The sequence below is a fragment of the Chromohalobacter sp. HP20-39 genome (assembly GCF_033052815.1).
Lineage (GTDB): Bacteria > Pseudomonadota > Gammaproteobacteria > Pseudomonadales > Halomonadaceae > Chromohalobacter.
On record NZ_JAWHTP010000001.1, the window covers coordinates 129,986 to 142,523 of the forward strand.

The window sequence follows — 12,538 nt, forward strand, 5'->3', positions numbered from 1 at the left end:
TGCCCTTCGTCGACATGCGAACGATAATGTTTATCATTATCGACGTCGAAGGAGGCCTGTCATGCTGTCGCTCTTCAATACGGCCCTGGAGGGAGTTCCGCGCCTGATGCCCTTCAATGATCGTCTGGTGCCGGGCGAACTACTCGGCATCTGCGGACCGCATGGCGCCGGCAAGAGTACCCTGATCGGCTTGCTCGCCGGTCTCTACCGACCCACGCGCGGCAGCATCTGCCTCGACGGCCAGCCCCTGCACTGCTGGCCCAGCACCTATCGTGCCCAACGCATCGCGCATGTCGTCGCACCACCGCAAAGCTTGGCCGATTGGCGCGTGCGCGACCTCGTCGGGCTGGGCCTGCTGGAGAGTTGCTCACGCGTCACGCAACACGGCGCCAGCTCGCCGCCCTGCCTTCCGCTTGCGGTTGAGACGGCGCTCGAAGCGCTCGACCTGCAGGTCATGGGCGACCAACGCTTGGGAGAACTCGACCCGGCGAATGCCCAACGCGCGATGATCGCGCGCTCGCTGTGCCAAGTCACAGCGGCACCCCACTGCCCATTCCGGCAGCGGCGCGACAACGGCATCCTGCTGCTCGACCTCGAGCCTCTGGCGCCCGAGGAAGAACAGCGCCTACTCGCCGATCTAGGTGCCGCCTCACGGCGCCACCGCTTGTGTATCGTGCCGGTCGTCAGCCAGTGCGACGCGAGTCTCGCCTGCTGTGATCGCGTGTGGTGGATGGGCCCCGGCGCACGCTGCACCAACCTCACGCCCTCGGTGCGTCATGTGCTGAAGGTACAGGTGACGCCGCCGAAGGCGGAAAGATCGCACCCCACGGCCCCGAGCGCCACGTCCTGACGTCAATCGGTCTCCGGCGTGTCGACCTGCAAGGCCTCACGCCGGATGCGCCAGTCTTCCAGCGCCATACGCGCCCGTGCTCGCTGCGTCTGCTCCTTAAGGGCTCGCGAGGGGGATTCAACCGCCTGCAGCGCGTCGTCCGACCAACGATAATAGGTAGGGTTGGCGAGACTCGTGGCTGCGCCCGCGTCACTGATCATAACGCCTTGCCCGCCATCCTGCTGATTGAACGTCAACGCCATCGGCGACGGCTCTGGCGTGTACAGATCACGCCCCATCCACGGCACCTGCGCGTTGGAAAGCGAATGCGCCCACAGCGTCGGGAAAATATCCCGATGACTGGTCCAGTCATCGACCTGCGCCTCGCCACCATTTCGGTAGGCCGGTGGAATCCACATCAGAATCGGCACCCCGAACTGATCGAACAGATCATGCGCGTCGGGATACTGAATGAGGGAGCGCGTGTTGTGATCACCGGTAGCCGCGAACAGCGTATGGTCCATCAACCCATCGGCTTCGAGATGATTCAGGAAGCGCCCCATGCTGTCATTGGCGTATTGGTAGGTCTCGAGGATCGAGGTGCCGAACTCGGGCGAGACGGCTAATTCATCGCCCAGCCGAGAGACATCCAGGGGCCCGGGATCGTAGTCTTCCGGGATCTTGTACGGCGGATGATTGGTGATCGATAGCATCACCAGCAGCAACTTCTCATCATTGGCTTCGGCTTGCTTTAGAAGTTCCTCGGCGTAACGGAACATCCACTCGTCATAGAGCCCCCAGGTGCTGCCTTTAGCCTCAGGGAAACGCTCCCGAATCGCGCTTTCGCCCAACACTTCGTCGAAACCTTGACGCTTGAGCGCATCGTCGAGGTCACGCCACTGCGTCGAGCCCGCCGTCAGGAAGACGGTATGATAGCCTGCGCGTTCATACGGCAGCACCGTCGACGTGGAATACTGACGATAACCATAACGACTTTGCGTCAACGGACTGATCGGCGTGTCGAGTAGCAGCCCCTCTAGGGAGGGATGTGTACCGTTCTCAGCCGATAGCGCATGCGGAAAGTAATCCGCCTTTTCCTTCACCCAGGGGCGCAAGCGGCCCAGTAGGTCGTTATTCTCGGGGTCATCGAAATCCAACGGATGACGTCCCCAGCTTTCCATCAAACTGAACACGACATGCGGTGGCTTCGCTTTTGCTGCGGGTCGCACGGGGGTCGTCTCGGTCATGTGGCCAAGAACCGCCTGGGGGGTATCCGCCTGCGACCAGCCAAGCACCTCTGCCGCCGCCATGGGAGAATTGAAGCCATAACGCGCCAGGCCCGACTGTGGATCATCCCCGATCCGGTTGACCTGTCGCTCCTTCCAGGCCAGATAAAGCGCCTCCGGCCCACTGGGCACCAGGTCGTTGATGAAGGAGTTCGACGACACCGCCATGTGCATCTCGCGCAGTGGAAACGTCCCTAGCGTGCCGCGTCCCAACCCTATCAATGCCACCCAGGAAGCCACCACCAGCAGAGTAGCCCTACGCCATCCCAGTTGACGCCGTTCATGTCGACGGCCGCGCCGCATCAGGGCAACCTGGGTTCCCGTCATGCCGATCAAGACGATCAGCAAGGGTATAAAGGGATAATCGCTCCATATCGTCTGCAGCACCGCCTGGGTATCGTCTTCGAACAGCCCGAAGATCAGCGAATTGATCGGCCCTTGATAAAAGGTAAAAAAGAAATGGTTGATCAGCGCCAAGAGATTGACCAAGGCCATGATCGCGATGGCCCAGACCAGCCACAAGCGGCGCCAGCCGGCCATAAAGACGCGCGGCAAGGGAAGCAACGCCGTGGCCACTATCAGCCATGGCCCCAGAAGGACCGCCATGATCTTGGCATCGAAACGCAACCCCATCCAGAAGGCTTGCCACATCTCGCCGACGGGCACTTCCAGGGTTGGGGGCGCATTCAACTGCCACAATAGAACACGCATCAAAGTCAGGGTCGCTACCCCGATGAGCCCCAACCGCCACAACTGGCGGTTCAGTTCACGCCAATGCTGCCAACGCGAAACGGTCACAGAATCGTTATACATATGTCATCTCAGCCTGATAAGCGCGGACACTATACCGACCTTGAACGACTCTGGCGATACGTTAGCTTGCTAATTGGGATAAATGAAAACCTTCAGAAACGACGACGCGCGGCCGAAGCCGCGCGTCGCGATGCCGCCTAGCGCCCATTGCCTTACGGGCAGGGACCGCTCTGCAGATTGGCCTGCGTCACGTTACTGCCTGGCTCCACGTCGCGTGTCAGCCAGACATTGCCACCGATGATTGAGCCCTTGCCGATGGTAATACGTCCCAGAATCGTCGCTCCGGCGTAGATGACCACATCGTCCTCGACGATGGGATGGCGCGGCAGGCCTTTTTCCAGGTGGCCACGCTCATCCGCCGGAAAACGCTTGGCCCCCAATGTCACGGCCTGATAAAGGCGCACGTTATTGCCTATGATCGCGGTTTCGCCGATAACCACGCCAGTGCCATGGTCGATGAAGAATCCCTCGCCGATGGTCGCGCCAGGGTGGATATCGATCCCCGTGTCGGAATGCGCGCTTTCCGCGATCATGCGCGCCAGCAACGAAAGGTCCTCCTGGTAGAAATAATTGGCGATACGGTGGTGGACCACCGCATGCACCCCCGGATAGCACAGCAACACCTCATCGACGCTCCGCGCCGCCGGATCGCCATGATAGGCAGCCATTACATCGGCATCGAGCCGACGCCGCAGCTCAGGCAGATGGGCCGCAAACCCTTTCACTATTTCTACCGCCCGTGCCTGAACGTCGCCAGTATCGTGTCCGAGTTGGCGAGCAATGTACTTGAGTTCCAAGCGCACCTCGTGGCACAGCGCATTGAGAGTGGCATCCAGCGTATGGCCCACGTAGAAATCCTCGCTCTCGCGACGCAGGTCACTGGGGCCGAGACGCATCGGAAACAACGCCCCGATCAAGTCGTCGGTGATGACACGAATGGCACTCCGCGACGGCAGTTCACGACAGCCACGCTCGCGCGAACGACCATGACGCTCGCGCCAGGTTTCCCGGGTGGCTCTCAACTGCGTCACGATTTTTTCAAGCTGCCAATCGACGTTATGCATACCTCACCGTGTCCTCAATGAATGCGAGTGCCTCATGATAAGCCGCCTCATGGTCGAGTGCGACCTCGGTGTCGCATACAAGTAGACCATGTCCCATCACACGCCGCTCCTTGAGGGCACCATGCAAAATGCCCTTTCTCGCAAGCGAGAAAGGGCATGCGATGCACCGAGATCAGTCTCTCAGCGCCCCAGTAGTGAGCGAACGTCTTTCGCCTCCCAATGCGGGAAATACTTTCGAACCAAGGCATTGAGCTCGACTTCGAAGGCTTGCCAATCCACCTCGCCAGTGCCCGTACCAGCACCTTCGGCCGCGCCTCGCACCATCCCCGCACCCACGGTGACGTTGGTCAGCCGGTCGATGACGATGAAGCTGCCGGTGCCGGGGCTGACGCGGTAATCGTCCACCGGCAGCGTGCCGGCCACCTCGATGCGGCAGCGGCCGATGGCATTAAGCCCCAGGGTCTCGGCGGCGTGATGCGCGAGCGTGTTGACGTCGATCTGGTAGTCGATCTGGCTCACCTTACCGGCCAGATCCCGGGTGGCGAGCTTGAGGTCATAAAGCCGGCCGGGCTCGAGAGCGGTGTCATGCATCCATACGATGTCGGCCTCGAAGACATCGGCCAGTGGCACCTCGGCGTCGGCGGCGACCAGCCAGTCGCCCCGCGAGATGTCGATCTCGTCACTCAGGGTGACGGTGATCGCCTGCCCCGGATAAGCCACCTCGAGATCGCCGTCGAAGGTGACGATGCGCTCGACCGTGGAGTGCTTGCCCGAGGGCAGCACCTTGACCGCCTGGCCGGGCCGCAGGATGCCGGCCTCGAGCGTGCCGCAGTAGCCGCGGAAGTCGAGATGCGGGCGGTTGACGTACTGCACCGGCAAGCGCAGGTCCGTCAGGTTCTGATCGTAGGTGACCTCGACGGTCTCGAGCAGCTCGAGCAACGGCGTCCCGGGCTGGCCCTCGACACGGTACCAGGGCATGTTCTCGCTGCGATTGACGACGTTATCGCCTTCCAGCGCGGACAGCGGCACGAAATGGATGTCGGGGGCATTGAGTTTGGCGGCGAAGTCGCGGTACTCGGCGACGATCTCGTCGAAACGCGCCTGGGAATAGCCGACCAGGTCCATCTTGTTGACGGCGATCACCAGGTGCTGGATGCCCAGCAGGTCGGCGATGAAGCTGTGCCGCCGAGTCTGAGTCTGGACGCCGTGACGCGCATCGATCAGGATCACCGCGAGGCTGGCCGTGGAGGCACCGGTCGCCATGTTGCGGGTGTACTGCTCGTGGCCCGGCGTATCGGCGATGATGAACTTGCGCTTGTCGGTGGAGAAGTACCGATAGGCAACATCGATGGTGATGCCCTGCTCACGCTCGGACTGCAGACCGTCGACCAGCAGCGCCAGATCGACCTTGTCGCCGGTGGTACCGCTGGTCTTGGAGGCCTGGGTGATCGCCGCCAGTTGATCCTCGTAGATCATCTTGGAATCGTGCAGCAGCCGCCCGATCAGGGTCGACTTGCCGTCGTCGACGCTCCCGCAGGTGATGAAACGCAAGAGATCCTTGTTTTCATGCTCGTGCAGGTAGGACTCGATATCGTCGGCAATCATCGGCGATGCATGAGACATAATTCTCTCCTGGTGGCACTGACGCTGCGAGCCACGCGCTTCGGGCTACGAGCAGGTCGTGCTCTCTTCATGTTCAGTTATGACAGCCGGGGGCTGTTGGATAGGGATTTGAGCAAGGAACCAAGCATTCGCGACAGAGCCATCGCTTCACTACGCCACTGCTGACCTATCTCGTCAGGAATGTAGCCAACTTCGATGCCTATCAAAGCTTGCGTCGCGAACTCCCCACAAGAGCCTTTGGCGATTGAAACGAAACGGAACTTCTCGCGTTCGGTAAAGCGCTCGAAACCTTCGGCAATATTGCTAGGAATGGACAGTGCGGAGCGCGTAATTTGGTCTTTAAAGCCAAAATCTCGGAGGCTACGAAGCTCCCGATAAACATCGACACTCAGGCGTTTGCTACGCTGCCAAACTTCCATTTGTTCATGTCGCATGTACGTTCCTTGTTAGCTTTTTAGCTCGTGGCCCGTAGCTCGTAGCCCGAAGCTCGCGGCCCGCAGCCCGCCGCTCGTGGCCCGTAGCTCGCCGCCCGGCGCGTTAGAAGTACCCTTCCCGCTTCTTGCGCTCCATGCTGCCGGCTTGGTCTTTGTCGATCGTACGGCCGGAGCGTTCGCTGGTCTTGGTCAGCAGCATTTCCTGGATGATCTCGGGCAGCGTGTCGGCATATGACTCCACCGCGCCGGTGAGCGGGTAGCAGCCGAGCGTGCGGAAGCGTACCCACTTCTCTTCGGGCACTTCGCCTTCCTCCAGCGGCATGCGGTCGTCGTCGACCATGATCCACGTGCCGTCGCGCTCGACCACCGGGCGCGGGGCGGCGTAATACAACGGGACGATGGGGATCGATTCGAGATAGATGTACTGCCAGATATCCAGCTCGGTCCAGTTGGAGAGCGGGAAGACGCGAATCGACTCGCCCTTGTTGATCTTGCCGTTATAGATGCTCCACAGCTCCGGGCGCTGGTTCTTGGGGTCCCAGCGGTGGTGCTTGTCGCGGAAGGAGTAGACACGCTCCTTGGCGCGAGAGGCTTCTTCGTCGCGGCGCGCGCCGCCGAAGGCGGCATCGAAGCCGTACTTGTCCAGGGCCTGCTTGAGCGCCTGGGTCTTCATGATGTCGGTATGCTTGGCACTGCCGTGATCGAACGGGTTGATACCCGCCTCGACGCCTTCCTGATTGATATGCTCGATCAACTCCATGCCCACCTCGTCCGCCATGCGGTCGCGAAACTCGATCATCTCGCGGAACTTCCAGGTGGTGTTGACATGCATCAACGGGAACGGCGGCGTGCCGGGATAAAACGCCTTGCGCGCCAGATGCAGCATCACCGACGAATCCTTGCCGATGGAATACAGCATCACCGGGTTGGCGAATTCGGCGGCCACCTCGCGGATGATACGGATCGACTCCGCCTCGAGCTGCTTCAAGTGGGTCTGGCGTTCGGGTGAGATTTCGGTCATAGAGTATCCGGAAATTCAGGTTCAATGGCGGTGAGAGAATTCGTGGGCCGCCACTCTACGCGTCATGGCGCTCACGGTACCCAGAGACACATGATAACGTCAAAGAATTAAGAAATATCTTTTAAGCACGATTAAGAATAAAAGGGCTCTAACGCAACGCGATCAGACGCAGTCAAGGGTCGACACGCTCCACCCAAGTCGACAACCGTTGCCCTTCCAGATCAACGATCCGAAAGCCGGGACGGGAGGCTTCGTCGAGCGTGAAATCGTCTTGCCGAGGAAGAAACTGATCGGCAGTCGCGGGGCAGCCGTAAACGGCAATGTCGCCGTGCCGTGCCGCAAAAGCCTGGTGAATATGCCCACACAGCACCGCCCGCACCTGAGCATAGGCGGCCAACGTCTGCCAGAATGCCTCACGATCCGCCAGCCCCAGGGCATCCATCCACGCCGAGCCGACCGACAATGGCGGATGGTGCATGGCCAGCAACGTGGGACGGTCGTCTTCCTCGAGGCGCACGGCAAGCTCCTGCAAGGCGTCTTGGCCGAGCTCCCCGCCGGCCTGACCGGGTACTCGGGAATCCAGCAACAACAGTCGCCAGTCCCCGAGGTCGAGTTCATCGTGGAAAGGATGCAGCTCTTCCATGAACTCGGGATGGTCGTGATTGCCGGTCATCCAGAACCATGGACATTCGAATTCAGCGAAGACCTCGAAGGCATGGCGGTACGCGGCCGGGGATTCGTCATGCCCGATATCGCCGCTGACCAGCACGATGTCCGGACGCAAGCGCCGCGCCCGAGCGACGACAGCGCGCAACTGGCTCAGCGGGTAGCCAATGCGCGAACGCGCCTCGGGATTGGCACAGAGATGACAATCGCTGATCTGGATCAGGCGCATCAAGGCAGCTCCGGCACGTCCACGGTCAAGCCGTGGGCCAACCCATGTTCCAGCCATTCCCCCAGGAACCGATTGAGCTGGAGTTTTTCGTCGGGCTGATGCATGCGCGCGTTGGGATAGCGATAGCGGCCATGGAAATGCCGCTGGCGCTGGAAGTCGGTGACCTCCGCCATGCGCGCATCGTGATACAGATGCACGCGCATGCGCGGCGACTCGATGATGCCGTCCAGCACACCACTCTGCGAAACGCGGCAAATGGTGGTGTAAGGCGCGCATTCGAGCACTTCCAGCCATAACGAGCCGAAGCGGCGATGCTCGCCGGCCAGGGCGACCTCACGCGTCTCGCCGGCATCCATATCGCCGAGCAGGCGACTCAGGCGCAGGTAGTTGGCCGTGCACTCGCCCTGCAGGGACTTGAGGTCGTTGACATAGGCTGCTTTCGTCATCCCCTACCTCCTTGCCCGTAGTGAGGCACGCTCACGCACCAACCAATTCAATGCGATCAGGGACATCGCGTTATCGATGATACCTTGCTCGAGAAGCGCCCAGGTCTCGGCAAAGGACAACACGTGGACCTGAATGTCTTCGTTTTCGCTCTCGAGACCGTGCACACCGCCCACACCGTCGCTATCCACCAACCCACAGAATAAGGTAACCCGCTCCGTGCATGCACCGGGGCTCGGATAGTACGTATACAGCTCGATCAACTCGCCGATCTCGCAGCCGGCTTCTTCCTGCGCTTCACGGCGAGCGACCTCGGCGGTAGTTTCACCCGCGTCGACCAACCCCGCCACAGGCTCCAGCTTCCAGGGGCTTAGCGGATCATCCAATGTGCCGGCACGTATCTGTTCGACGTGCACCACGCAATCGCGCTGCGGATCATAAAGCAGCACACCGACCGCGTCGTGGCGCACATGGACTTCACGGATGACCCGCTCGCTCCACCGGCCGTCGAAACGACGATGCCGATAATGACGCCGCTCGAGACTGAAAAATCCCGCCTGAAGCGTTTCATCGAAGCGCTCCTCGACCGACTCATGCGCATAACGCGGCGTGTAAGGGTGGGACTGTTCAGCCATGACGCCTCCTGACAGTAAAACCGCAAACGAGGCGACACGATAAAAGGCGCGTCGTCCCGATACACGGCACAATGCGCCTCATTATCCCGACGCAGCATGGGAATGCCAACCGCGCCGACCATCATCTATGACAATTCGTTCAATAGCCGCCGCGCTTTCTCGCGCAACGCCTCATCCGAGGCGCGCCCCTTGCGGGCCTGACCGTTCACGGCCTGCTGCGCGTGGCGACGGGCCTCGTCAAGGCGCCCCTCGTCGCGGAGATACGTAGCATAGAAGTAATGTGTGTCGATGCCATCGCCGCGAATTTCCAGCGCACGCCGCAGCAACTCACCGGCCTTGTCATCGTCGCCGAACGACACTGGCCAGCCCGGCGCCCGATCGTAAAGCGCCCCTAGCGTCACATAGGCGGCGCCGTCATCGCCACGCGGGTCGAGCTCGATGGCACGCTCCAGTGCCTGGCGTGCGCGTTTCGCCAGATCGAGCGCCCCGAGGCCCCCCTTGGCCTTGGCGTACGAGGCAAGAATCACGCCTTCGGCCGTCAACACATGCGCGTTGTCGGGATGCGCCTCGGCAAGCATCTCGGCTTCCTGCGCCAGGCTTGCCAGCGCCTTTTCCTGTGCCGCACCCTGCATGCCATACTCCACGTTTCCCCAACGCGACATCAGCGGATACACACCGTCCGGCGAGGCGTCGGCCCAGACCGGAGCGCTACTGAGCGCGCCGATCAAGGCAGCGCACAAGACAGCATGAAGACGTGCCGGTATGAGACGGCGTCGACGGCGTGCTCCCACGAAATGACGACCCTGCATGACGACCTCCTGGCGTGCTGCACCTTTGCGATGGTAGGTATGCTTACTCGTCTAAAATGTAACGAACGTTTGAATTACTCGCTAAGTCGATTCGTCGTAGTGCGAGCTGTAGTGTCGACGAGCCTCGCACCGGGTAGCGGGCTTGGCGTACCGGCAAGGCTTGCGTAGGGTAAGCATTCCACGCTCTGGAGGTAGGCATGAAAGGCCGCAACATGACCCGTTGGCGCGATCCCGCCAAGGACCCGCGCCAGGAAAAGAAGAGCCCGCTGATCACGGCACAGGGCTATGCTCGGCTCAAGGGCATCCATGAGCATCTTTCCCGTGTCAAACGCCCCGCGCTGTCCACCAAGGTCGGCGAAGCCGCCGCCCAGGGGGATCGCAGCGAGAACGCCGACTACACCTATAACAAGAAAGAGCTCAATCGTGTCATCGCACGCATTCGCTACCTCGGCAAGCGCCTGGATGAGGTGCAGGTCGTCGACCGCCTGCCCGCCGACACTTCACGGGTATACTTCGGTGCCTATGTCACACTCGAGGATGAAAACGGCGAGGAATTGGCAATCCGTATCGTAGGCCACGACGAAACCGACACCGACAAGCACTGGGTCAGCGTCGACGCCCCACTCGCCCGGGCCTTGCTGGGCAAAGGGCTCGACGATGACGTCACCGTCCAGGCACCGGGGGGCGACACCACCTATGTGATCACGGATATCGCCTACGCCGACCCCGAAACCTAAGTCTCATTTGAAAAGTGCCTAACGCTTGATGGCGCGATATACCCGAAACCGCCGATCATCGGCGAGGATCTTGAAGTCACCGAAGGCCTCTTCCAGCAAGCGGGGATACGGCAGGAAGGCGTTGGCCACCAGAATCAGGCTGCCGCCCCGTACCAATTTGTCAGGCGCCTCGCGTATCAAGCGCGCCGCCGGGCCATAGTCGATGGCACGCTCCTGATGAAAAGGCGGGTTACTGACGATGGCGTCGAATTTTCCCGTCACTTCACTGTAGACATCGCTCTGCCAGGCCTCCCCCGCCACGCGATTGGCCTTTAGCGTGCGGCGCGTCGCGGCCACCGCGAAGGCGCTGAGATCCACCGCCGAGACGCTTGCGCCCCGTGTTCCGAGCCAGGCGGCTATAATGCCGTCACCACATCCCATATCGAGCAGATGACGCCCGGCAGGATCACCCAGCGCATCGGGCAATGTCTCGAGCAACAAGCGCGTGCCGTCGTCGAGCTTGCCATGGCCGAACACGCCGGGATGGCTCGCCACGTTGAGTCCCGCGGCCTCGAACGTGGTCCAGGCTGCCTCCGGTGACAACGACAGCGGCGCGGTGCGCGTAGCGTACAATGTGCAACGCCGCGCGCTATCCACCTTGCGGCACCCGAGACCCAGGGCGGCCAGCGATTTGAGCACACGCTTGACGCCCCCTTGGTGTTCACCGACGACCTGTAGGGGCGTCCCTTCGGGCAACACCGCGCACAGCGCCAGCAGCCACCATTCGCCGAGCGCATGCGTCTTGGGCCAAAACAGCACAGCGCCCGCGACCGGTGCTTCCAGCACCGGCGCGAGGGCGTCGTAAACCCGGTATCCCCGCGCTCGCCAGGCCTGGCAAACCAACGCATCCGCGCTCCATACGCTGCTCCCATGCATTTCCAGCCAGGCATCGCGAGGCGGCGCGACCCAAAGCCAATTGCGATAATCGTGGGACTGACGGGCAAGCAGTTGGCAAGGGGGCGTCTCGGCGCTCATGACGCGGTCTCCGGTTTGTACAGGGTATAGTGAAGATAACGTCCCAGGCGCCAATGCGGTTCCTGCTGGCAATAACGACGCTCGAGCTCAATCACCTTCTCGAGTTGCGCCGGCGCCGGGTGGCGCTCCGCAAGGTAATCGTGGAAGATACGCACGCCCGTCACCGCCTCGATCGACAGGCCTTCCGCCTTACTCCATGCGCATATCTGGGCATCGGTGAGCGGCGAAATCGGCGTCAGGCGCTGACGCTTGCCGAGCCCTTCCAGCCGATCGTCGAGCGCCTTGTCCAGATTGCCCTTGATCACGTTGGAAAACCGCAATGCATCGCGGTTGAAGACCATCAGCGACAGATACCCGCCCGGCGCCAATAACGTGGCGAGTTGCGCGAAAGCAGCCTGTGGCGCCGCCAACCACTCGAGCACCGCATGACAGACGATCAGCCCCCACGGCCCCGGCGTGCGTTCGTGAAGCGTCTGCCAAGTGGCATCGACGGGCGTGACGACCAGATCCCCCATCCCCGCGATGGCACGTTCGCGCATGTCCCGCGAGGGCTCGACCATGGTCACCGCATGACCGCGTTGCGCCAACCACATGCTCATTTGGCCCAGACCGGCACCCACATCCAATGCGGGACGACCATCGGCGGGGAGTTCATGGGGTAACACATGCTCCAGCACCGCCAGACGAATCGCACCTCGCGGCGTCCCGTAGAGGCCACGTTCGAACTTGTCGGCCAAGCCGTCGAAAATGCGGTCGTGGGTGACCAATGACATCCCCTGGCTATCCAGCGTTTTCTAAAATGTCGGCGATTGAAGACACTTTTCCGTCCAAAGCCTGGCACTGGAATATAAAAAAAGGGTAGTCTAGCGCTGCTGGCCGTATGCCTCCAGCCCAGACCACGCAGGGCTTTCAACCACAGTGCATGGCGTCGGCC

13 protein-coding genes are annotated in these 12,538 nt (G+C 61.4%); 2 read left to right on the top strand and 11 right to left on the bottom strand.

Annotated elements, in window-relative coordinates:
- Positions 1 to 61 precede the first annotated feature (61 nt).
- Positions 62 to 850: an ABC transporter ATP-binding protein gene (locus RVY79_RS00605; protein WP_317462107.1), complete on the top strand. Its 789-nt coding sequence runs from the start codon at positions 62 to 64 to the stop codon at positions 848 to 850.
- A 2-nt stretch (positions 851 to 852) separates the two neighbouring features.
- On the opposite strand, the gene RVY79_RS00610 is transcribed toward RVY79_RS00605, so the two are convergent.
- From RVY79_RS00610 to RVY79_RS00650, 9 genes are all read right to left on the bottom strand, one after another.
- Positions 853 to 2,928, bottom strand: coding sequence for an LTA synthase family protein (locus RVY79_RS00610; RefSeq protein WP_317462108.1), 2,076 nt, complete (start codon positions 2,926 to 2,928; stop codon positions 853 to 855).
- A 152-nt stretch (positions 2,929 to 3,080) separates the two neighbouring features.
- Positions 3,081 to 3,992 carry a serine O-acetyltransferase EpsC gene (epsC, locus tag RVY79_RS00615; protein WP_317462109.1) on the bottom strand — a complete coding sequence of 304 codons (912 nt, stop codon included), beginning with the start codon at positions 3,990 to 3,992 and terminating at the stop codon, positions 3,081 to 3,083.
- 180 nt (positions 3,993 to 4,172) lie between these two features.
- On the bottom strand, positions 4,173 to 5,615 hold the full coding sequence (gene cysN / locus RVY79_RS00620; protein WP_317462110.1) for a sulfate adenylyltransferase subunit CysN: 1,443 nt from the start codon (positions 5,613 to 5,615) through the stop codon (positions 4,173 to 4,175).
- A gap of 77 nt (positions 5,616 to 5,692) precedes the next feature.
- The gene (locus tag RVY79_RS00625) at positions 5,693 to 6,049 is read right to left on the bottom strand and encodes a four helix bundle protein (protein ID WP_280564846.1); all 357 of its coding nucleotides are present in this window, start codon (positions 6,047 to 6,049) and stop codon (positions 5,693 to 5,695) included.
- A 103-nt stretch (positions 6,050 to 6,152) separates the two neighbouring features.
- Positions 6,153 to 7,070: a sulfate adenylyltransferase subunit CysD gene (gene cysD / locus RVY79_RS00630; protein WP_317462111.1), complete on the bottom strand. Its 918-nt coding sequence runs from the start codon at positions 7,068 to 7,070 to the stop codon at positions 6,153 to 6,155.
- 172 nt (positions 7,071 to 7,242) lie between these two features.
- Positions 7,243 to 7,965, bottom strand: coding sequence for a metallophosphoesterase (locus RVY79_RS00635; RefSeq protein WP_317462649.1), 723 nt, complete (start codon positions 7,963 to 7,965; stop codon positions 7,243 to 7,245).
- Positions 7,965 to 8,411 (bottom strand): DUF1249 domain-containing protein, encoded by a 447-nt coding sequence (locus tag RVY79_RS00640; RefSeq protein WP_317462112.1) that lies wholly within the window; start codon positions 8,409 to 8,411, stop codon positions 7,965 to 7,967. Before RVY79_RS00640 ends, RVY79_RS00635 begins: the two co-directional genes overlap by 1 nt.
- Positions 8,412 to 8,414: 3 nt before the next feature.
- Positions 8,415 to 9,044 (bottom strand): NUDIX domain-containing protein, encoded by a 630-nt coding sequence (locus RVY79_RS00645; protein WP_317462113.1) that lies wholly within the window; start codon positions 9,042 to 9,044, stop codon positions 8,415 to 8,417.
- A gap of 125 nt (positions 9,045 to 9,169) precedes the next feature.
- The gene (locus tag RVY79_RS00650) at positions 9,170 to 9,853 is read right to left on the bottom strand and encodes a hypothetical protein (protein WP_317462114.1); all 684 of its coding nucleotides are present in this window, start codon (positions 9,851 to 9,853) and stop codon (positions 9,170 to 9,172) included.
- Positions 9,854 to 10,050: 197 nt separating this feature from the next.
- On the opposite strand from RVY79_RS00650, the gene greB reads away from it, so the two are divergent.
- Positions 10,051 to 10,590 (top strand): transcription elongation factor GreB, encoded by a 540-nt coding sequence (gene greB / locus RVY79_RS00655; protein ID WP_317462115.1) that lies wholly within the window; start codon positions 10,051 to 10,053, stop codon positions 10,588 to 10,590.
- Positions 10,591 to 10,608: 18 nt separating this feature from the next.
- Here the strand turns inward: greB and RVY79_RS00660 are convergent, their stop codons facing one another.
- Positions 10,609 to 11,604, bottom strand: coding sequence for a methyltransferase (locus tag RVY79_RS00660; RefSeq protein ID WP_317462116.1), 996 nt, complete (start codon positions 11,602 to 11,604; stop codon positions 10,609 to 10,611).
- Positions 11,601 to 12,377, bottom strand: coding sequence for a methyltransferase domain-containing protein (locus tag RVY79_RS00665; RefSeq protein ID WP_317462117.1), 777 nt, complete (start codon positions 12,375 to 12,377; stop codon positions 11,601 to 11,603). Before RVY79_RS00665 ends, RVY79_RS00660 begins: the two co-directional genes overlap by 4 nt.
- Positions 12,378 to 12,538 lie beyond the last annotated feature (161 nt).